Raw genomic sequence first — 20,629 nt, 5'->3', positions numbered from 1 at the left:
GATAAATAATAGTCAATAAAATCAAGATAACAGACTATATAACCTAAATTTTGCCGCAGTCAAAAAGTAACAAACCCAATTGAGTAAGTTTTCTGAGTGGATATTGTCTTAGTGTAAAATTAAAGCGGCAAGAATTCCGTATAGCCAATTTCTACTTTGGCTTATGAGTAAAATGGTGGAATATCTGTATCCAGATTGTCATTGTCTGAATTTTTTGCCAACAATTGTGATCTAAATAGCCGATGAGTTCCCCCCAACCTCCTCACAAGCCACAAACTTTACTTGGTCAACTGACTCAAGCCGTACAGACAATTCAAGCGAGGGTTGACTTTTCCAAATTGGCGCTCAAGCCTAATGCCAAAGTACCAGAAATATGGGTGCAGGATGCGGGGGCGGATAAGGCGGAGGTCTATCCATTGTTAGGCGATCGCTACATCCTCGGCCGTAGTTCCAAATCCTGTGATATAGTCATTCGCAACCCAGTTGTCAGCCAAATTCACCTGTCACTATCGCGGGATTCGGCTCAACGCACCCCTGTGTTTGTGATTAAAGATGAAAATTCTACTAACGGTATTTATCGTGGTAAACGCCGAGTTAACACCTTAGAACTGCGTCACGGTGATATTTTTACTTTAGGGCCGCCAGAACTCGCCGCTTCGGTGCGCCTGCAATATGTTGATCCACCGCCCTTGCATATCAAAGCAGCCACTTGGACGGCTTACGGTATTACTGGTGTTAGCGCCTTAGTCGGGTTAGTCATCGGCGTGGAATGGCTGAAATTTTCTGTAAGGCCTCTACCCACTGCTACTCGCGCTCCCATAGTAATTTATGCCCGTGATGGCTCGACCCCCCTGCGTGAACCTCGGAGTACCTCCCACGTGGATATGAAGCGCTTGGAAGATTTTGGCCCTTATTTAGCAGCAGCCGTAGTGTCCTCAGAAGACAGCCGTTACAATTGGCACTTTGGGGTTGATCCGTTGGGGATTTTACGAGCCGTGCTGGTTAATACTCGGAGTGGAGATGTGCAGCAAGGAGCTAGTACTGTAACCCAACAAGTAGCCCGAAGTTTATTCCGGGACTATGTGGGCGCTCAGGACTCCTTGGGACGCAAACTGCGTGAGGCTGTTGTCTCCTTTAAGCTGGAAACTTTTTACAGTAAAGATGATATCTTGCTGACTTACTTAAATCGAGTCTTTTTGGGCGTAGATACATCTGGCTTTGAGGATGCGGCTCGTTATTACTTTGAGAAGCCAGCCAAAGAATTAACTCTTTCGGAAGCTGCAACATTAGTGGGAATTTTACCTGCTCCCAACGCCTTTAATTTTTGTGGGAATAGCTCGAATCGGCTACCAGTAGATGAATATCGGAATCGCGTCATTAGGCGAATGCTGGATCTGGGTAAAGTTTCAGAAGCAGAAGCCAATCGAGCCAGGCGATCGCCAGTTCAAATTAGCCCTAAAGTTTGTGAACAGCAAGCCAGTACGATTGCTCCTTACTTTTACAGTTATGTTTTTCAGGAACTAGAATCAATTTTGGGAGCAGGAGCAGCTAGAGAAGGGAACTATATAATTGAAACCCAACTCGACCCCAGAATCCAAAATCAAGCAGAAACAGCGTTGCGTAATTCAATAAGTAACGCTGGCTCAACTTTTCGTTTTTCTCAAGGTGCGATCGTTACTCTAGACACTACCACTGGTAGTATTTTGTCTATGGTCGGCGGCACTGATTTTAGACAAAGCCAGTTTAACCGTGCTGTACAAGCTCAAAGACAACCAGGTTCCACCTTCAAAGTTTTCGCCTTCGCTGCGGCTCTTGAGAAGGGGATACCAGCCTCCAAAACTTACTCTTGCGCTGCTATGCCTTGGCAAGGTTTTACTTACAGACCTTGTAGAAGCGGTGCGGGTGGTTCCTTAAATATGACCGTTGGGTTTGCCCAGTCGGAAAATCCCATTGCTCTGCGAGTTGCTAGAGAAGTAGGGCTAAATCAAGTTGTAACCACGGCCAAACGTTTAGGAATCAAGTCATCACTAGAAGCAGTTCCCGGCTTAGTCCTGGGTCAAAGTGTCGTCAATGTTTTAGAAATGACCGGGGCTTTTGGCGCTATTGCTAATCGTGGTGTCTGGAATCCACCCCATGCAATTAGTCGAATTTTAGACAGTAGTGATTGTCAAGATCGTGATGACTTAACAACCTGTCGTGTTGTCTATTCCTTTGACCAAAATCGCAACGCCAATCAGCAAGTTTTACCCACAGGTGTAGCAGAACAAATCACCCGGATGATGCGCCAGGCGGTAACTAACGGTACTGGTCGCGCTGCCGCTATTGGACAGGGAGAAGGTGGTAAAACCGGCACAACGGATAAAAACGTTGATTTATGGTTCATTGGTTCTATCCCCAATCGGCGACTTGTAACTGGTATTTGGCTAGGTAATGACAATAATTCACCCACATCCGGCAGCAGTGGTCAAGCAGCTCAACTATGGGGCAGTTATATGAGGCAAGTTACCAGATAGAAGAGGCAGGGGTCTTTTCCAATTCCCCCTGCTCCCTGCCCCCTGCTCCCTGCCCCCATTCCCCAATTACTGATATCCCCACCAAGGGCTAACTTGTAGGACACCTTTGTTAGTAAAAACTACTTTAAATTGGGCTATTGGTTCATTGGTAATGGGAGAACGAGTAGCAGGATTGTAAAGCAGCTTGGGCAGAGGAGTTAATTCTATTTCTTTATTTGCTCCTTCATTCACTGCTTTGTAACCAATCACAGCACCATCGGCAGTTGCACCCACACGATAGACTAAATCTTGTGTTAATGCTGATCGACCACTCCACTCTGCATTAATTTTTTCATAAACTAGAGTGTTTAGAATGCGTAGTTGCTCTCGGTCAGTAATTTCTGTAACTGTATTTAAGAGTGCTTCTAAATCTGTAATTCTGGGTGCTGTTTCGGTTGCGGGAGTCACTACATCTACAGTAGTGGGTGTGGGTGTGGGTGTGGGAGTCGCCACATCTGGGGTTGCTGCGGTCTTGGGTGCAGCCGAATTAGTGATAGGTGCTGTAGAGCTAGTCTCTTCCTCTGCCTTTGGCTCTGGTGGGCGGATCTCTGGGGCTGGAATTAAGCTGAAAGCGATCGCGGCAACTGCTACAGTTGAAACTCCTATACCTGCTGGTACTGCCTGTTTGAGTAAGGCTTGACTAGTACCACCGTAACGTCTAGCAACTGGCTGTAATTCTAGTGATAACTCTGGTAAGGTTTGGGTGTCAGCAAAAAATTGATCCACAGCTTCCACTAGATCAAATAACTGCACCGTGTTCAATTCCATTTGAGTCGCTGGTTTATTATAGTTGGGGTTGGACTCAAAACCGTCCGCAGCTATTTCCGAATGCACAATTAACCTGTGTCGGTTAGTGCCAATTTTGTGTAATTCCACTAATTCTGAGTCTTGATTGTGGGCTTGTGGGTTTGACACATTACTCAAAAATTCTTGAGCATAGCCACTTACTGCTCTTACCAAGCTTTCAAAAAATTCCCGGCCTCCCACTAGAGGCTGATTGTAGCCAGAGACATGGCATTCGGCATTGACCAATATGGATAATTCTGGACGTATTTCTTGGTAGTGTGCAGCTTTGGAGGCATCACTTAAACCCTCTAATAGCAGCGTACAATTAGGTAAACTGTATTTACGTTGGATATTCATTCTACTTCACCGTCAAAAAGACTAATCCAGAAGCGCTGCATTCCAGCTGTGCCGGTACAAAATAGTAATTGTCCTAACAAATTCATTGCTAGCTCATCTAATTTTTCATCAGAACTTAATGCAATTACACTAGAACGGCGGGAATTCATCCGACTTTTGAAATGGACTCGAAATCGCTCTAGGTAATTAGATAGTCGCAAATTTTGTGCCAAAGGGATCTGCTTATCACTCATTTGCTGGTATGTCATCAACATCTGGCGAATGACAACAGTTAAACGCCGGGCTATGTAGCTAGCAATTACTACTAAGGCTTTTGCCTCCATGATAGTTAAGGGACGGCGGATATGCGCTCGTCGCATGGGGTTAGAGCTACGCATTCGCCATAAATTTACCCGGTTTTTAATAATTCCTTTGAGTTCCAACTCGTCCGCAAAAGCCAGAATAGCTTCAGAACCACCAAGTTCTAAAGCTTCAATCGCCAGTAAAATTAGATCAACTTGCAGCCGGGTTCTAGCGGGACAACCCTGTGCTGCGTTAGCGAAGCTTACCGTAGGTATCGCAGGGTCTGGTAAACTATCCAGAATCATCGGCAATGATGGAGGGGTTGGACTATTCAATGGCTTTAAGCTGGCTGAGACATTCATTCTATAAAATACCTTGTGCAGTTCTAAACAGAGTAAATAAAACTAGTACAACTAATTTAAGATAGGTAGCTAAACAAGAAAATAAGACTGTTGGCAGTAGTAATACTACCTAATATATACATTAATTACTTGTTCTATTCCAATGGTTACGTATACTTAAATTTAAATTTTCAAAGCATTTGTTTACCTTCCTTGCTTGTAAATATAAGCTTATCTTTAGATTGGTGTAGATTCTAGGTGTCGTCAATGGATTGTTAAATTCGAGCCTAAATCCCCAGCGTATGACATTATAGTGTAGGATTTCTCAGGTAATGGTCATTGGTGACTAATCATTAGTTATGGGGAAGTGACAACCTTCTCCCCTCCACACTGTTTCCCCACTCCCTACTCCCTCATATTTATGGATTTAAAGTCTCTAATTCGCGATATCCCAGATTTTCCCAAACCTGGAATTTTATTTCGGGATATAACTACTTTACTGCGTGATTCAGAAGGATTACGCTACACTATTGACTTTTTTACAGAAAAATGTATTGAATCTGGATTCCAGGTGGATTATGTTTTGGGTATGGAGTCCCGTGGGTTTATTTTTGGCCCTCCTTTAGCTTACAAATTAGGCGCGGGTTTTATTCCTGTGCGGAAAAAGGGAAAGTTACCAGCAGCAGTTCACTCAATTGAATATGAATTAGAGTATGGTACAGACTGTTTGGAAATGCATCAAGACGCTTTGCATCCAAATAGCCGGGTTTTAATTGTGGATGATTTGATTGCTACAGGTGGTACAGCCAGTGCAACAGCAAAGTTGGTGCAGAAGATTGGCTGCGAACTTGTGGGGTTTGGGTTTATTATCGAGCTACAGGATTTACAAGGACGTAAGCATTTACCAGATGTGCCGATTATTTCCTTAATTCAATACTAGTCAGGCGTGCTTTCTCCTATGCCTGAGCAAATGACCAATGACTCATGACTCATGACTAAACTGCTATGACTTCTACTAAAATTTCCTTGGAGACAGGTCGAGATTGGCTGATGGGGCTAGTCACGAACGAAACGGTTTTTTATGTGGTGAAACGGATAGTCCAAGCACTGTTCACCTTGTTATTGGCAACGGCGCTGTCGTTTTTTATCATGAAACTGTCTCCAGGGGATTATGTAGATACGCTGCGGCAAAATCCGACCATTTCGCCAGAACGAATTGAGGAATTAAGGGAACAGTTTGGTTTAAATAAATCTTGGCCAGAACAATTTGGGCTATGGTTATGGCGGATTTTGAGATACGGAGATTTCGGCACAAGTTTTGTTTACCAGCGTTCAGTAGCTTCACTGTTGTGGGAAAGGATACCAGCTACTTTACTTTTAGCGATCGCTTCTTTATTTTGCACTTGGGCGATCGCCATTCCCTTTGGCATTTTGGCTGCTGTGAAACAAAATAAAGCTACTGACCGGATTTTACAGGTAATTAGCTACACCGGACAAGGATTTCCCAGTTTCATCACTGCCTTGTTTTTACTCATATTTGCTCAAATCACCTCACCTTTATTCCCAGTGGGTGGAATGACTAGCATCAATCATGCAGAATTTTCTTGGTTTGGTAAAATCATTGATATCGGCTGGCACATGATTTTACCCACTATCGCCTTAAGTATCACTAGCTTTGCTGGTTTGCAGAGAATTACTCGCGGTGAATTGTTGGATGTTCTGCGTCAAGATTATATCCAAACGGCTCGTGCTAAGGGACTGCCAGAAAATCGGGTGATTTACCTTCACGCCCTCCGCAATGCCATAAATCCCTTAATTACGATATTAGGCTTTGAATTGGCGGGTTTATTCGGTGGTGCATTCATCGCGGAACAATTCTTTAACTGGCCTGGTTTAGGTAGATTAACTTTGCAGGCGGTAATGGCAAAAGACCAGTATTTAGTCATGGCTAGCCTCGTAATGAGTGCCGTATTGCTGAATATAGGCAATTTACTAGCAGACTTGCTGTTGAAGGTCGCCGACCCCCGAATTCGTTTGGATTCTTAATTGAGTATGTTTAATAAAATTTATCACCCATACAGGTGAACCAGCTAACCGCTTCGCTGTAGAATCAATTCCCGATACTATGTTTACTGAAATTTATTATATAGTGCGATCGCAAGCTGACGGTCGTTATCTCCTAGCCCATCCCAATCCCGAAACTTCCGGTTATTTATTACTGTTTCGGGAAAACTTTGATGCTTTAAGCTATCTCAACACCCATGCAGGTGAATTAGCCAACCGCTTCGCTGTAGAGTCTATTCCCGGTACACAGTTAGGAAACTTGCTCAAACGTTGGGGTTTTAGTGGTGTAGGGGTTGTCACAGATCCGTTATTACCCAAAGTTGAGTTTATGCAGCATACGTGAGAGCTACGAAATTAATTAAAATAGATTCATATTCGTTTTCATTTTGGCAGAGCTTCTCGTAGAGAAGAACTTATTATGAAAGCAGAGTCAAAAGCTACACTCTATGAAACCGATTAAATTTTCGATTATTATCCTAATTTTTATGAATTGACGCGATAGACGCAAAACTCCATATTTTGAAATTTAGGAGAATTTACAAGATGTTTACTGTAAAGACCCTTTACGAAACTGACTTTAATCTCTGGTTAGAAGAAACCGCGCTGCTACTGAGAGAAGGTAAGTTAGAACAATTAGACATTGAAAACTTACTTGAAGAAATTGAAGGGATGAGTCGCAGTGAAAAAGATGCTTTGGAAAGTAATCTCATCCGGGTATTTCAACATTTACTCAAGTGGAATTATCAGCCAAAAAAACGCTCTGTGAGTTGGTCTTATACCATTCTTGAACACTCACGAAGATTGAACAAAGCCTTTAAAAATAGTCCTAGTTTGAAGCGTCACTTCGATGGTGTATTTGATGAATGCTACCATGAAGCCTGCAAAGCTGCTGCTGTTGAAACCCAGTTGCCTTTAGCTACTTTCCCAGAATTATGTCCTTTTACCAAGCCTGATGTATTAGATATTAACGCCGATGACTATTTGATTAATTAAAAAAACCTTGTTGTTGGCGATCGCTCTTGAATAAACTCCGAGCCTGTGACAAATCAATAAAACCACTGCTCAAAGAACGCATTCCTCCATCATTCATTCTCATATCATCCAACAACGATTGATTAGTTGCATCAGCCTCTATCTGATCAAAAACCTCTTGTACTCTGCTTTCGCCTTCTGTTTCCCAGGGGTTAAGTAATTCACTGTCAGTAGGTAAGGCAATTATCTCACCTCGACTTGCTAAATGTTGTCGAATTAAGTCCGTATTACCTCGCATTCTAAAATAAGTGGCAAATGCCTGTGAAACTTCCGCATATCGTGATCTAATTTCTTCAAAATCTCCACTCTGAGAAGCACGTATATGAAATTCGTTTCCTGTCATGAATTGAAAAATTCTATTGATAATTTGATCTACTTCTTCATTCCTTCCAATAAAAGGATTACCACTATAGTTTACATCAATTGCAAGTCCAAAAGAATGAAAACTTAATTTACTCCCACCTACGACACTTCGGACAGGTCTTCTACCCGACACACTATAAAGACCAATTTCATTCGCAATTTCCGCATCACTTCTACCAGGAAACAAGCCTCTGAGATATGTTTGAGCTAAAGCAAGCCGATTAGATAGTTGTTGATGAATTCCGTTTCTAATGTCAACCCCCAGAAAGGATGAATTTTGATAGCCACTATCCCATGTGCCTCTGGTAGTACCTGCATTATGTAAAGTATTTTCATACCTTTCTTCTTCTGTAATTCTCTGAATCACTCCTTGCCTTTGAACTATATTCCTGGTTAATTGAATTGGCATACAGCTTGAACAAGAACACCCTTGAGTATGAGATGTTTGTCGGTCAGTTTTTGACTGAATTGGAAGTAGAGTTTCCATTGAAATATGTTCTATAGAAATTCTAGTTGAGTTTTCAAGTTGTCCTATCTGCTTCTGTAATGCTGAATCAACTTGTCGTTGAACAATTTCTGTTCTAGGATGTGCCAGTCTTCCTCTTTCCCCTCTATCTTGTGGTCTTTCATACCCCACTTCAGAAAGCCTAATTCCCAATTGATTTAGCCAAATTGCAGGATTAATTCCAGACCTTATCTCTTCACTAGAAGATACTTGAGTATCTATTGAGCCGGATCCTTCTGGTAATATTTGAACACCAAAATGAAGGTCTAACAGGTTGTACAGGTTGAGTTTGCTGTGCAGACCGACTATTATTCGCGAGAATTTCTAATATATTCGGCTGTCCTGCGATTGCTGCCCTCTTTTTTTGCAAAAAGCTATCCGTTTTCGCTTGCAGCACAGTTAGTTTTTCTGACTCTTCACTCGTAATTGTACCTCGCTGTTCCTTCAGTTGTAGTCCTTGGACTTCCAACTTCTCCTCCTCAAAAGCCTGGTTTTCGAGTTCTTCTGGTGTTGCTTCTCGTTGAACTTTTGGGGTAGAGAAAGTATGAGGTGCGAATATAGAAGGATCTGAGGATTGAGAATGTGAGGATGTTTGACTCTTTTTCGGACTGGAGCAGTGAATGCGCTGGAATGACATACCTGTACCTCGCCATTTTTTAGTTTTTAACAGCGTCAGAAAATTTTCTTAAATCCTGCTTTTATGAGGTAGGCTTTTTGCCTGCTATGAATTAGGGGTGGACATTCTGCCCACCCCCATAATAGGATATTATTCGCTCTTCAGATTTTCCTAATTATCTAAACCACAACCTTTTCTAATATCAGTTTAGAACGCTTGACTTGCTCAGGAATAGCTACAGGATAATCCCCAGTAAAACAAGCCGAACAGAAACTATTAGTATCTTCCTGCGTTGCTTCTAGCATTCCTTCCCAACTGAGATAAGCAAGACTATCTACTTCCAACTGCTCGGCAATTTCTGCCACAGACTTGGTAGCAGCAATCAAATGATCTTGGCTATCGGTATCGATACCGTAAAAACAGGGATGTGTGACTGGGGGAGAAGAAATTCTCATGTGTACTTCTGTTGCACCAGCTTCACGCAAGGCTTTAACCAGCTTCCGGCTTGTTGTACCCCGGACAATGGAATCATCGACAATAATCACGCGTTTACCCAGCAGCACATCTTTGAGGGGATTGAGTTTCATCCTAATCCCAGTTTCGCGCATCGATTGTGTAGGCTGAATAAAAGTTCGCCCTACATAGCGGTTTTTAATCAATCCTTCCGCGTAAGGTATACCAGAAGCTTGGGAAAAGCCAATGGCCGCAGGGATTCCCGAATCAGGAACACCAAAGACAATATCAGCATCTACAGCCGATTCTGCCGCTATGCGTCGTCCTAACCTCATGCGATAGGTGTACAAACTTTCGTTGTGCATGATGCTATCAGGACGAGCAAAGTAAATCATTTCAAAGATACACAACTTGCGCTCAGGTTTTTGACTCCAATGGTAGGAAGCTAAACCTGCTTCAGTTATCCAAACTAATTCCCCTGGTTCTACATCTCGTAAGTATTCGGCTCCAATGATATCTAAACCACAAGTTTCCGAAGCCAAGACGTAACGAACTGGATTACCAGGTAAAGTCCCAATGACTAAGGGACGGATACCATTAGGATCGCGGACACCCATCACGCCTGCGGGAGTACCCAGCACTAAACTAAAAGCACCTTCGCAACGATGAAACGCTTGAATTGATCCTTCTAGCCAATCTGCACCAGCGTTGACAGCTTCGGCGATCGCAAACGCAATCATTTCTGAGTCTGTAGTGGTGACTAAACTTACATTAGTCTGGACTAACTCTTCGCGTAATTTTAAAGTATTGACTAAATTACCATTATGTGCTAGAGCCAATGAACCGAGTCGAGTTTCCACCACCGCAGGTTGGGCATTATCTTTGCGACTGGAACCAGTAGTGGAATAACGAGTGTGACCAATAGCCAGATTTCCCGGCAAATGCTCCAAAACCGCTTCATTAAAGACTTGAGACACCAAACCCATGTCTTTATGCAGGTGTACTTTTGTATCCTCAAAGGTCGCAATTCCAGCTGATTCTTGACCCCGATGTTGGAGGGCATACAATCCAAAGTAGGTCATTTTCGCCACATCTGCTTCTGGTGCGTAGATGCCAAAAACACCACAAGCTTCTTCTGGCTTGTCTGGTCGATGTTCATGACTATTAATTGGGTTGGTCTCCTGATTGGGGTATTCATCCGAAGTGACGGAATGGATGGGAATCATTAGCTATTGCTCCTGGTTTGGGTGTCAAGTCAAAATAATCGGTAATTGACAATTCGTAATTCGTAATTTATACCCCTCAATAAATTGAGTGAGTTGGGCTGCATCCTGATCTGGAATTAATTACAAATGACAAACCACAAATTAGTAATTATTTGGTCACTGGGATTATGTCGCCGGATAGTTGCCAAATTCTTAACGAATCTTTAACCATCTATTAAAACATTACCGTAATTATGCTCACAGACGTTAATTATCCCGGTATAGGGGATGAAAAAATTAATTGGGGGTATTAGTTGGGTGAGCAAGACGGTTGGAAATCGCGTGGAAATAGCGATCGCTCATTTGTTCTATACTAACTTTTATTAAGGTTTGGTTAACAGAAGTTAAAATTGCTAAACCTGCTTCAGAACCGCCTGAATTCCCCACCATACCCAGTTTTTGCCAACTTTCTCCCAGATGCTCCTGTAAGTAGGATTCCCAATTTTTCTGTTCTGATGATGTAACAGAAACTAAAATTCTTGCCCCACCCTCACCAAACAACACTTCATCCAGGCGTTTTAACTGATTTTCAGAACTTTCTATGTTAATTTCTGCGCCTAACTTCCCAGAAAGGCAAGATTCCGCCAAAGCAACAGCTATTCCTCCCTCAGCAGAATCATGGGCGGAACGTATCCAACCCGCACGAATCCCTTCCCTGCAAACTTGCTGCACACGACGTTCTAAATCAAAATCTACCCGTGGCGGCTTACCAGCCACAGTCTTGTGGATAGTGGCTAAATACTCAGATGCACCCAAACTAATGGGGGATGTCAGAGGTAAACCCAAAAGATAAATTAAATCACCGACGGCTTGCCAACCTTGACCACAAATTTTGCTTAAATCGGGAATCAATCCCACCATCCCCACTACAGGAGTGGGATAAATTGGTTGGGGATTACCTTCAGAATCAAAAGTTTCATTGTACAGAGAAACATTCCCCCCTGTAACTGGTGTAGCCAATTCCAGACAACCTTCAGACAAACCCCGACAAGCCTCAGCCAATTGCCAATAACCGATGGGTTTTTCTGGACTGCCAAAATTGAGATTATCCGTCACCGCCAGAGGTTCAGCACCCACACAGCTAAGATTTCGAGCTGCTTCTGCTACCACTGCCTTTGCTCCCTCGTAAGGGTCAAGATAAACATACCGAGGATTACAGTCTACAGTCGCCGCTATCCCTGAAGTAAAAGTTTCCGGTGCTAATTTTTCATTTTGTGTTTTTTCCAGAGGACGTAAGCGAACTACAGCCGCATCTGCACCACCTGGTAAAATCACAGTATTATTCTGAACTTGATGGTCATACTGACGATAGACCCAACTTTTAGAAGCGATTGTTGGCGTATCGAGCAAAGTTAACAAAACATCATCCCAAGATTGCAGTTTTCCTTGAATTTCAATCCCAGTCGTTGTGCAACTCGGCAAAGAATCAGGCGACCATTTCCAAGCTTCACGCGCATACTCTGGTGGTTCTGCCAACAATTCCCGTTCATAAAGGGGGGTATTTTCCGCCAAAGCCTCAGCCGGAATTTCTGCGGCTATTTCACCCTGGAATAAAATCCGCACAATTGGTTCAGCAATCACCGTACCGGCAACCACAGCATGAAGTCCCCAACGTTCAAAAATATCAATTAGCTCTTGTTCCCGCCCCTTATGGGTAACAAACAGCATTCTTTCTTGAGATTCCGAAAGCAGGTATTCATAGGGAACCATTCCCAGTTCCCGCACAGGAATCTTATCTAAATCGAATTCAATCCCCACACCACCTTTAGCAGCCATCTCTGATGTCGAACAGGTGATCCCAGCAGCACCCATATCTTGGGCGGCGACAACTGCACCAGTTTTAAAGGCTTCTAAACAAGCTTCAATTAAAGACTTTTCGATAAAGGGGTCGCCTACTTGCACTGCTGGACGGTTATCTAGTGATTTATCACTTAATTCCGCACTAGCAAAACTTGCCCCTCCCATACCATCGCGTCCGGTGGTAGAACCGACATACAGCACCGGATTCCCGAATCCAGAAGCCCCCGATTTGACAATTTCCGGCGTTTCCATCAATCCCAGTGCCATGACGTTGACTAAGGGATTTCCGGAGTAAGCTTTATCAAAGTAAACTTCACCGCCCACAGTGGGAACCCCAACACAGTTACCATAATGGGAGATTCCTGCGACAACACCTGTAAACAATCTTTGGGTTTTGGGGTCGTCTAAATCACCGAAACGTAAAGAATTTAATAAAGCAATGGGACGCGCCCCCATTGTAAAAATATCTCTGAGAATTCCGCCGACACCAGTAGCTGCGCCTTGGAAAGGTTCAACGGCTGAGGGGTGGTTATGAGATTCAATTTTAAATGCTAATTGTCTTCCGTCGCCTATGTCTACAACTCCAGCGTTTTCACCAGGGCCAACGAGGATGCGGGGGCCTGTGGTGGGAAATTGTTTGAGTAACGGGCGGGAATTTTTGTAACAGCAATGTTCAGACCACATCACCCCAAACATTCCCAGTTCAGCTTTGTTGGGATGTCGCCCTAAGCGTCTGACAATTTCGGCATATTCTTCTGGTTTTAAGCCTTCGGCGGCGATTTCTTGCGGTGAAAAGGGAGTAGAGGAGGTGGCGGTCATGGGAATAATGCACCAAGAGTACAGAGAATCATTGTATCGATTTACTTACCCTATATGTGCAGTTCTTGCCATGTAATTCATACTTTTTTGGGAATTTTTTCATCTCCTAACTGCCTTGTTGATGCTGTCACCGGCTGGTAATGTCGGTAAATCGACCAAAATATATCGCTCACTGATTTAGTCAATGAAGCTTCCTTGCTCAACTACTTTTTGCATTAGCTCATAAAAAGAAGGATAGCGATTTGCACCTGGAAGCTTATCACCAAAGTGCCATGCTTCTAACTCTTCATCATCAAAAACTACATCAGGAATTAGCAAAAGAATATCGCCATCATCACTGTCACTACTAATTTCTAAGGCGTTTTGTAAATATTCACGTCTTAAATTAATACAATCTTGCTCCTCACCATAGGCGAAGTATACATGATCGGGAACAGTGGGTCTTTCATCAGTATATGGAACCCAAGCATCAATCCAGTCCTGATTTCTGGTGGAGAACTGCTCTAATTCATCTGTTGACCAAAGCTTCATCTCTGTCCAGTCTGAATTTCGCCAACCGTTAGAAATTTTCAGAAATTCTCGGTAGGAAGGTGGAAGTTTAATACCTAAACGACTCTCAGCACTGATAATCTGTTGTTCTGTTGCTCCTGGATAACCCAGCCAACCAGATTTACGGAGTTCGGGTGTAAGTTTAGGTTCTCTGGTTATATCATCCCGACACTCTTTTATGTCATATTCAATGAGTTTTAAACTGAATTCTTTGAGTAAGTTCTCCCAATCAAATTGAGCCATGTGTTTTGCCAAAAGACATTTTATACTTTATCAGGGCTGATGCCACTGGCAGAATAGGCTTTCACACTCCCGTTAAATTTCTGGTAAAATTTCCCCACACTTGTTTCATAACCCGACAGATATTTTTTGCCAAAGCTATGACCAAGTATGGGGAGGTTATGATCAAACAAGAAATCTTATGGTTTTAATACCTTACGATCCAAAATTCAACACTAGTTTGATTAAGACATCGCTTGAATGATGTAATCAAAGTAAGGTGCTGCTTGGGCTGCATCTTCCGCACTGAGTAAGTCAAGAGAGGCTGTCTTTAGGGCAGTGATAGCTTCTACCATACCTGGAACAGGAACACCTAACGAATTGTACATTTCTCGCACGCCAATTAAACCAATTTTTTCAATTGGATCTTTGTCGCCAGCAAGTACGCCATAGGTAATTAGGCGCAAGTACCAGCCAAAATCACGGATACACAGGGAACGCTGACGTTCGCCGTAAGCATTACCGCCGGGTGCGATAAAGTCAGGGCGCTTTTGCCAAAGCTTTTTGGTGGCTTCTTGAACAATCTTTTTTTCGTTCTCGGCTAAGGTCGCAGCAATGCGCGTCCGTTGTACACCAGTTTGCAAATAGTCTTTGATGTTTTTGAGTTCGCCACTGCTGGGATAACGCAGTTGGTCGTCGGCTTTGAGAATAACTTGGCTAATGACAGTCATAACTATACGCAATTACGCGAAATATTATTTGCTAGTTTAACGAGTTGGAGGTACACAAAGAAAGGAAAATTACAAAGATGTGGTGTGGGGAGTGTGGGATGTGTGGGGAGAAGACGGTAACTTCCCAATGACTAATGACTAATGACCAATGACCAATGACTAATAACTAATGACTAATGACTAATGACTAAACAACAGGGTGATTTAATTGAAATTGCGATCGCAGACCTGAGTAATACAGGTGAAGGTGTGGGACGCTTTGAGGAACAGGTGGTTTTTGTTCCTGATACGGTTCCAGGCGATCGCGCTATAGTACGCTTAGTACACGTTAAACCTAAATACGCTCACGGCAAACTGCATGAGCTATTAGAAGCCTCTCCTCATCGGGTGCGACCTAGTTGCATTGTGGCTGATAAGTGTGGGGGTTGTCAGTGGCAACATATTAATTATGATTATCAGCTGGTTGCGAAGCATAATCAAGTTATTCAAGCATTACAACGTATTGGTGGTTTTGTCAATCCCCCAGTAGATCCCGTACTGACTAAATCTGCACCTTTGGGCTATCGTAATAAATCTACTTATCCTCTGGGAATTTCCGCCACGGGTCAAGTACAGGCTGGTTACTATCAAAAAGGTAGTCATCAATTAGTGAATTTGAATCAATGTCCTGTCCAAGATTCACGCTTAAATCCTTTACTGGCTGAAGTCAAGCAAGACATCCAAAAGCGCGGTTGGCGAATTTACGATGAACGTAAACACCAAGGACAAATCCGCCATCTGGGTTTACGCATTGGACGGCGAACTGGGGAAATGTTGTTAACTTTGGTCGTCAAGGATTGGAATTTACCAGGAATTGAAACCCAAGCGCAGGAATGGTTACAGCGCTATCCCCTATTGATGGGTGTGTCGTTAAATCGGAATAGCGATCGCACAAATGCTATTTTTGGTTCTGAAACTCGTTGCGTTGCTGGCGTTCCCTACCTACGAGAAAAATTCGCTGATTTAGAATTTCAAATCCTTCCAGATACCTTTTTCCAGGTTTATACAGAAGCCGCAGAAGCCCTATTACAGGTAATTCAATCCGAACTCAATCTTCAAGGACAAGAGTTGCTAATTGATGCATATTGTGGTATAGGGACTTTAACTTTGCCTTTAGCCAAACAAGTCCGCCAAGCCATAGGAATAGAATTACAACCGGAAGCTGTACAGCAGGCAATTTTGAACGCCGAACACAATGGAATTAATAATGTCACATTCCAAGTAGGCGCAGTGGAGAAATTACTGCCAGAAATGGGAATCATACCAGATGTAGTGTTACTTGACCCGCCCCGCAAAGGATGCGATCGCGCTGTGATTGATTCTTTATTGCTATCGAAACCTTCCCGCATCGTTTACGTCAGCTGTAAAGTAGCCACTCTTGCCCGCGATTTGAAATTGTTGTGCCAAGATGGGGAATATACGATTACACGGGTGCAACCTGCTGATTTCTTTCCTCAAACAGCCCACGTGGAAGCTGTCGCCTTTCTGGTGCGATCGCATTTGGATAGGAATACTGAGTCTTGAACAACAAATCAAAATTCAAATTCCTAGTCGAGTGCATACTAAGAATGCTAAAATTGAATTAACCTCAAAATAAAAACAATTTTGTGACCAAGATTAAAGTTGCATCAACTCTAAACAACATGAATAGGATTGTCTAAAACAAAAATCGGCAATTTACCAATCTACCTCTGAGTCTTAGCAAAAATTACAATGCTTTTAGCTGCTCACTAAATGCATTACCAGTTCTTTTATAGCCGTTTTATGTATCAGCAATCTCATCTTTTAAATAGAGTCAATGCTCCCTAGCATTTTCAAAATTTAGTATCTCAAGACGCAAGTTTGAAGGCAGCACGACCACCTCAAATTAAATCAGGGTGCCTGTAATAGCAAACTGATGTCTAGCTAACTGAAAGCTACGGGGTTTCTCTAGTGATTACCATTTCCCTCCGTCCAGTTGGACGTAATTGGGGTACGATTAGTTTCGCCTCAACTCTTTATCTATGCCCAATTTTAGATTTACTGTTGGCGGAAATTCCCGCCAAACTCCAAGCAGAACTCAGGCTAGGACTCCAAGAAGCCTTAGTAAATGCAGCCAAACACGGTAATAATCTTGATCCTAGTAAAACAGTTGTAGTCCGGTTTTCCTTAATAGATAATCAGTATTGGTGGGTAATATCAGACCAAGGACAAGGTTTTATTCCCGCATCTACTAACGATGAAGAACCAACCGATTATTTACCACCCGATGAATCAGAAAATGGTCGTGGTTTATGTCTTCTACACCAAATTTTTGACCAAGTAGAGTGGAATCGCAAAGGTACAGAACTTAGGCTTTGTAAAGAAATGGAAAATCGCCCCCTTTTGTCTTTGAGACGCTAAGGCCGCAAGGCGGAAGTCAAAAGAATTGTAGGGTGGGTTAGCGCAGCGTAACCCACCATTATTCATATTTTGATGGTGGGTTACGGACTACTGTCCTAACCCACCCTACAAATTGGAGATTTTTTTATGGGTAAGTCTCTTAGTCATTACACGCGGAAAAAAACCGCCCGACTTCCTTTATCCCTTATTCCCATGACTCTCACAGGGAGGCGCGGAAATTGACTTATCTAACCAACCAACGGCTTGTTCTAATCTAACTATGGCTTCTTGTGGCTGATTTTGAACAAGATATAAAACAGCTGCGGCTGCTTGTTCACTAGCGCGAGAATTGCGGTTAGACTTGAGGCGATGCCAATCGTTAGGTGATATACTTAGCCTTTCCATCAGGGCTTGAGCTAGTTCTAAGGTGCTAACTTCATTCAGTTGACTGGTTTTAGGAAGCTGGGTAGATTGAGACATGATTTTAATTGGTGAGTATAAGAAAAGTTAGAATTTTGAGTATTGACTAGCATTTAATCATAGTTTACTACTTGAAAATGAAGCCGCCTAAACAATCACAGCCGTCAGGGTCAAATCAGGAACCGGATTTTGAGCAAGAACTAGAAGATGTCGAGCGATCGCTTGTCGCCTTAAAGGAACGTTACAATCAAGTTGAGAGCGATCGTCAAAAAAAGGCACAATGGCAACAACATCGCCACGAATTACAACAAAATAAACACCAGACACCAGAAATCAAAGCAGAATTACAGCAGATTAAACAGCAGTTAGAAGCTTTAGAAATTAACTTAGAAAGCCAGTTATTTTCTTGGCGGAGTCTGAAAAAACCTTTCTGGCAAGCTGTCCGCTTTGGTGGTATGGGCGTTATCATAGGCTGGATATTAAAATCCTGTGCTGGGTAATCCCAATCTTGGCAGGATTAAGTTAAATGTTAATATTATTTAATATCTGTCTAATCTAACTTGACAAAATAGCATTTATATAATATGTCAAATCGACGAATTGCCGAAGTATTGCGGAGTGGTGAACCTGATGATTCTCTCATCGTTCAAGGCTGGGTCAGAACGAAACGCGAGTTAAAAGGATTTGCTTTCATAGAAATCAATGACGGTTCATCACTAGCTAATTTGCAAGCCGTCATCAATCAGGATTTGCCAGACTACGAAGAAATCATCAAAAAGCTGAATACAGGTGCGGCTGTAGAAGTCAGTGGGGTACTGGTAGCTTCTCAAGGTAAGGGACAGCGCATTGAATTACAAGCCCAAGCCGTGAAGGTCTACGGAGAAGCTGATCCCGAAACTTATCCTCTGCAAAAGAAACGCCACTCTTTTGAATTTTTACGCACAATTGGACACTTGCGATCGCGCACTAATTCCTTTGGTGCAGTTTTCCGCGTCAGAAACGCCTGTTCTGCGGCCATTCACGAATTTTTCCAACAAAGAGGCTTTTTATGGGTACATACACCCGTAATTACAGCTAACGACTGCGAAGGCGCAGGAGAACTATTCAGCGTTACCAGCTTGGATTTAAAAAACATTCCCCGCACAGAAAATCAAGCTGTAGATTACACCCAAGACTTTTTTGGTAAACCCACATACTTAACAGTTAGTGGACAGTTAGAAGCAGAAGTCATGGCCATGGCCTTTTCTAACGTCTACACCTTTGCCCCTACCTTCCGTGCAGAAAATTCTAACACCTCCCGCCACCTCGCCGAATTTTGGATGGTCGAGCCAGAAATGGCATTTTGTGACCTAGATGGGAATATGGATTTAGCCGAAGCATTTCTGAAACACGTTTTTAAATATGTGTTAGAAAAATGCCCAGAAGACATGGAATTTTTCAACCAGCGCATTGATAAAACCGTCTTAGAAACAGCCGAAAATATTATTAATAATCAATTTGAGCGCTTAACTTATACAGAAGCAGTCAAATTATTAGAAAAAGCCGATGTCAAATTTGAATATCCAGTCAGTTGGGGCTTAGATTTACAATCAGAACATGAACGCTATCTAGCCGAACAACTGTTTAAAAAACCCGTAATTGTCACAGATTATCCCGCCCAAATCAAAGCCTTTTATATGCGTGTCAACGAAGATGAAAAAACCGTGCGCGCAATGGATATTCTTGCACCTAAAATTGGCGAAATTATTGGCGGTTCCCAGAGAGAAGAACGCCTAGAAGTTTTAGAACGCCGCATTTTAGCCCAAGGAATGCAACCAGAAGACTTGTGGTGGTACATGGATTTACGCCGTTATGGGACTGTTCCCCATGCTGGTTTTGGCTTAGGTTTTGAAAGACTCGTGCAATTTATGACAGGTATGGCAAATATCCGCGATGTCATCCCCTTCCCCCGCACACCCCAAAGCGCCGAGTTTTAGTAGCTAAAATACTATATTAGGTGTAGGTTGGGTTGACGCAAGGAAACCCAACATTTCTGGGACTTTATTGGTTTGTGCTGGGGTTAACCCAAGCTACAACATATCTTTTTAAAACTACTACAATAGTTTCAGGTTAATTTTATTTAAAATAATCAAAATCTTATTTTGAAGGGTTTGAACTTAAATCATCAATATCTAGTTCGTCGAGTGGAGTCGGAGTTTCAGGAGGCTTAAAATAATCAACAACAGGTTGTTCAGGAGGACTAAAATAATCAACAACAGGTTGGAAAGGATTTAGGTCTCTGAAATCACCAAGTCTAATTCTTAAACTTTCTATTTCCGTCAAAACCTTATTTAACTTTCCCTCTGTTGAAACTAATTGAACATCCAGAATCCATTGATGAAACTTAGCAGTGAGATTTTTAAGTGCATTTTCTTCTGTCAAGTTGTGACCGTACTTTTCAAGTATTTTTTGCTGAACAAGTTCCCAAAACAGAAACATTTCTTGGTTTTCACGCTGCAACCTTCCTGGGTATATAGAGCCATATATCCACATTATTCCCATACTAGAAGAAGGGGGATTTTTATTATATATCTCCGTAACTTTACATTTAAGGTTTTTAACTAAATCATGAATATCTTGCTCGAATGGAGTCGGAGTATTATTTTGAGGAGGATGAAAAAGGTTATTGGACATAGTAAAATTAATTATGCAGCTAAAAATATACATTATCACCAAAATACGTAAAAACCAAATAGAAGCGCATCATAAATAACACCACTCTACCAAAGCTAAATTTTGGTGGGGTGAGAAAGTTGGTAAGTACAACGGCCGCTATTCAAATTCAGGCGTTGCTGATTGAGAGTATGAATATGTCTCACGCAAAGGCGCAAAGGCGCAAAGGAACCAAGGAAAAGAAAGGTAATTTTGGCATTTTATACTTTGATTCAGCAACGCCCAAATTCAACATCATATGAGACACCGACCGAATTTAACTATGCGTCTCCGGTGAAGCCTAAATTTTTGTTATATAAAGATTTATAAACCCCTACAAGCTAATATTTCCTTTCCAGTTGTCCAGAGGGGAAATTTGCGTGG

The 20,629-nt window shown here is 42.4% G+C and carries 18 protein-coding genes and 1 pseudogene; 9 read left to right on the top strand and 10 right to left on the bottom strand.

From position 1 onward, the window contains the following. Window positions 1-242 precede the first annotated feature (242 nt). Entirely contained in the window at window positions 243-2,513 is a 2,271-nt protein-coding gene (locus ACM0OW_RS00385; protein ID WP_414548060.1) for a transglycosylase domain-containing protein, read from the top strand. A 72-nt stretch (window positions 2,514-2,585) separates the two neighbouring features. Here ACM0OW_RS00385 and ACM0OW_RS00380 read toward each other — a convergent pair. Both ACM0OW_RS00380 and ACM0OW_RS00375 read right to left on the bottom strand, forming a co-directional pair. Next, a pseudogene (locus tag ACM0OW_RS00380) lies at window positions 2,586-3,695 on the bottom strand (DUF4335 domain-containing protein); the annotation flags it as partial. After that, entirely contained in the window at window positions 3,692-4,339 is a 648-nt protein-coding gene (locus ACM0OW_RS00375) for a DUF3038 domain-containing protein (protein ID WP_414548059.1), read from the bottom strand. The pseudogene ACM0OW_RS00380 and the gene ACM0OW_RS00375, both read right to left, overlap by 4 nt. Before the next feature lie 400 nt (window positions 4,340-4,739). Between ACM0OW_RS00375 and ACM0OW_RS00370 the strand changes: the two genes are divergently transcribed. The 4 genes from ACM0OW_RS00370 to ACM0OW_RS00355 all read left to right on the top strand — a co-directional run bounded on the left by ACM0OW_RS00370 (window position 4,740) and on the right by ACM0OW_RS00355 (window position 7,375). Beyond that, the gene (locus tag ACM0OW_RS00370; RefSeq protein ID WP_414548058.1) at window positions 4,740-5,258 is read left to right on the top strand and encodes an adenine phosphoribosyltransferase; all 519 of its coding nucleotides are present in this window, start codon (window positions 4,740-4,742) and stop codon (window positions 5,256-5,258) included. A gap of 65 nt (window positions 5,259-5,323) precedes the next feature. Continuing rightward, on the top strand, window positions 5,324-6,364 hold the full coding sequence (locus tag ACM0OW_RS00365; protein WP_414548057.1) for an ABC transporter permease: 1,041 nt from the start codon (window positions 5,324-5,326) through the stop codon (window positions 6,362-6,364). Window positions 6,365-6,443: 79 nt separating this feature from the next. Then, the gene (locus tag ACM0OW_RS00360; RefSeq protein ID WP_089091321.1) at window positions 6,444-6,725 is read left to right on the top strand and encodes a hypothetical protein; all 282 of its coding nucleotides are present in this window, start codon (window positions 6,444-6,446) and stop codon (window positions 6,723-6,725) included. A gap of 200 nt (window positions 6,726-6,925) precedes the next feature. Further along, on the top strand, window positions 6,926-7,375 hold the full coding sequence (locus ACM0OW_RS00355; protein ID WP_414548056.1) for a DUF29 domain-containing protein: 450 nt from the start codon (window positions 6,926-6,928) through the stop codon (window positions 7,373-7,375). Here the strand turns inward: ACM0OW_RS00355 and ACM0OW_RS00350 are convergent. The 6 genes from ACM0OW_RS00350 to ACM0OW_RS00325 all read right to left on the bottom strand — a co-directional run bounded on the left by ACM0OW_RS00350 (window position 7,368) and on the right by ACM0OW_RS00325 (window position 14,734). After that, window positions 7,368-8,435 carry a M15 family metallopeptidase gene (locus tag ACM0OW_RS00350; protein WP_414548055.1) on the bottom strand — a complete coding sequence of 356 codons (1,068 nt, stop codon included), beginning with the start codon at window positions 8,433-8,435 and terminating at the stop codon, window positions 7,368-7,370. The two genes, ACM0OW_RS00355 and ACM0OW_RS00350, sit on opposite strands and share 8 nt — an antisense overlap. A 46-nt stretch (window positions 8,436-8,481) precedes the next feature. Beyond that, window positions 8,482-8,919, bottom strand: a complete 438-nt coding sequence (locus tag ACM0OW_RS00345) for a hypothetical protein (RefSeq protein WP_414548054.1) — start codon at window positions 8,917-8,919, stop codon at window positions 8,482-8,484. Between the two features lie 158 nt (window positions 8,920-9,077). Then, window positions 9,078-10,577: an amidophosphoribosyltransferase gene (purF, locus tag ACM0OW_RS00340; protein ID WP_414548053.1), complete on the bottom strand. Its 1,500-nt coding sequence runs from the start codon at window positions 10,575-10,577 to the stop codon at window positions 9,078-9,080. Between the two features lie 276 nt (window positions 10,578-10,853). Then, window positions 10,854-13,235 carry a phosphoribosylformylglycinamidine synthase subunit PurL gene (purL, locus tag ACM0OW_RS00335; protein WP_414548052.1) on the bottom strand — a complete coding sequence of 794 codons (2,382 nt, stop codon included), beginning with the start codon at window positions 13,233-13,235 and terminating at the stop codon, window positions 10,854-10,856. Window positions 13,236-13,412: 177 nt separating this feature from the next. Beyond that, a complete protein-coding gene (locus ACM0OW_RS00330) occupies window positions 13,413-14,027 on the bottom strand; it encodes an SMI1/KNR4 family protein (RefSeq protein ID WP_414548051.1) in 615 nt (204 codons plus the stop codon). 221 nt (window positions 14,028-14,248) lie between these two features. Then, on the bottom strand, window positions 14,249-14,734 hold the full coding sequence (locus ACM0OW_RS00325; RefSeq protein ID WP_414548050.1) for an allophycocyanin: 486 nt from the start codon (window positions 14,732-14,734) through the stop codon (window positions 14,249-14,251). Window positions 14,735-14,917: 183 nt separating this feature from the next. On the opposite strand from ACM0OW_RS00325, the gene rlmD reads away from it, so the two are divergent. Together rlmD and ACM0OW_RS00315 are read left to right on the top strand one after the other, a co-directional pair. Next, complete coding sequence (rlmD, locus tag ACM0OW_RS00320; RefSeq protein ID WP_414548049.1) at window positions 14,918-16,297, top strand: 23S rRNA (uracil(1939)-C(5))-methyltransferase RlmD; 1,380 nt, start codon at window positions 14,918-14,920, stop codon at window positions 16,295-16,297. Between the two features lie 408 nt (window positions 16,298-16,705). Next, a complete protein-coding gene (locus ACM0OW_RS00315; protein ID WP_414548048.1) occupies window positions 16,706-17,155 on the top strand; it encodes an ATP-binding protein in 450 nt (149 codons plus the stop codon). Between the two features lie 177 nt (window positions 17,156-17,332). Here the strand turns inward: ACM0OW_RS00315 and ACM0OW_RS00310 are convergent, their stop codons facing one another. After that, a complete protein-coding gene (locus tag ACM0OW_RS00310) occupies window positions 17,333-17,614 on the bottom strand; it encodes a DUF6439 family protein (protein ID WP_414548047.1) in 282 nt (93 codons plus the stop codon). Between the two features lie 77 nt (window positions 17,615-17,691). Here ACM0OW_RS00310 and ACM0OW_RS00305 point away from each other — a divergent pair, with 77 nt between their 5' ends. Together ACM0OW_RS00305 and asnS are read left to right on the top strand one after the other, a co-directional pair. Then, a complete protein-coding gene (locus ACM0OW_RS00305; RefSeq protein WP_414548046.1) occupies window positions 17,692-18,054 on the top strand; it encodes a hypothetical protein in 363 nt (120 codons plus the stop codon). Between the two features lie 84 nt (window positions 18,055-18,138). Then, window positions 18,139-19,530: an asparagine--tRNA ligase gene (gene asnS, locus ACM0OW_RS00300; protein ID WP_414548045.1), complete on the top strand. Its 1,392-nt coding sequence runs from the start codon at window positions 18,139-18,141 to the stop codon at window positions 19,528-19,530. 160 nt (window positions 19,531-19,690) lie between these two features. On the opposite strand, the gene ACM0OW_RS00295 is transcribed toward asnS, so the two are convergent. Then, entirely contained in the window at window positions 19,691-20,227 is a 537-nt protein-coding gene (locus ACM0OW_RS00295; RefSeq protein ID WP_414548044.1) for a hypothetical protein, read from the bottom strand. Window positions 20,228-20,629 lie beyond the last annotated feature (402 nt).

Source organism: Anabaena sp. CCY 0017, from assembly GCF_963920885.1.
In the GTDB taxonomy this organism is placed as follows: Bacteria; Cyanobacteriota; Cyanobacteriia; order Cyanobacteriales; family Nostocaceae; genus Nodularia.
The sequence above is the reverse complement of the archived record's forward strand: the minus strand, read 5'-3'. Positions and strand labels throughout refer to the sequence as shown.

Excerpts from the sequence above, each read along its gene's own strand:
- ACM0OW_RS00360 (WP_089091321.1), top strand. The coding sequence starts at position 6,444 with ATGTTTACTGAAATTTATTATATAGTGCGATCGCAAGCTGACGGTCGT.
- rlmD (WP_414548049.1), top strand. The coding sequence starts at position 14,918 with ATGACTAAACAACAGGGTGATTTAATTGAAATTGCGATCGCAGACCTG.
- ACM0OW_RS00355 (WP_414548056.1), top strand. The coding sequence starts at position 6,926 with ATGTTTACTGTAAAGACCCTTTACGAAACTGACTTTAATCTCTGGTTA.
- ACM0OW_RS00370 (WP_414548058.1), top strand. The coding sequence starts at position 4,740 with ATGGATTTAAAGTCTCTAATTCGCGATATCCCAGATTTTCCCAAACCT.
- ACM0OW_RS00330 (WP_414548051.1), bottom strand. The coding sequence starts at position 14,027 with ATGGCTCAATTTGATTGGGAGAACTTACTCAAAGAATTCAGTTTAAAA.
- ACM0OW_RS00305 (WP_414548046.1), top strand. The coding sequence starts at position 17,692 with ATGAAGCCGCCTAAACAATCACAGCCGTCAGGGTCAAATCAGGAACCG.
- ACM0OW_RS00375 (WP_414548059.1), bottom strand. The coding sequence starts at position 4,339 with ATGAATGTCTCAGCCAGCTTAAAGCCATTGAATAGTCCAACCCCTCCA.
- ACM0OW_RS00295 (WP_414548044.1), bottom strand. The coding sequence starts at position 20,227 with ATGTCCAATAACCTTTTTCATCCTCCTCAAAATAATACTCCGACTCCA.
- ACM0OW_RS00365 (WP_414548057.1), top strand. The coding sequence starts at position 5,324 with ATGACTTCTACTAAAATTTCCTTGGAGACAGGTCGAGATTGGCTGATG.
- asnS (WP_414548045.1), top strand. The coding sequence starts at position 18,139 with ATGTCAAATCGACGAATTGCCGAAGTATTGCGGAGTGGTGAACCTGAT.
- ACM0OW_RS00325 (WP_414548050.1), bottom strand. The coding sequence starts at position 14,734 with ATGACTGTCATTAGCCAAGTTATTCTCAAAGCCGACGACCAACTGCGT.
- ACM0OW_RS00345 (WP_414548054.1), bottom strand. The coding sequence starts at position 8,919 with ATGTCATTCCAGCGCATTCACTGCTCCAGTCCGAAAAAGAGTCAAACA.
- purF (WP_414548053.1), bottom strand. The coding sequence starts at position 10,577 with ATGATTCCCATCCATTCCGTCACTTCGGATGAATACCCCAATCAGGAG.
- ACM0OW_RS00385 (WP_414548060.1), top strand. The coding sequence starts at position 243 with ATGAGTTCCCCCCAACCTCCTCACAAGCCACAAACTTTACTTGGTCAA.
- purL (WP_414548052.1), bottom strand. The coding sequence starts at position 13,235 with ATGACCGCCACCTCCTCTACTCCCTTTTCACCGCAAGAAATCGCCGCC.
- ACM0OW_RS00310 (WP_414548047.1), bottom strand. The coding sequence starts at position 17,614 with ATGTCTCAATCTACCCAGCTTCCTAAAACCAGTCAACTGAATGAAGTT.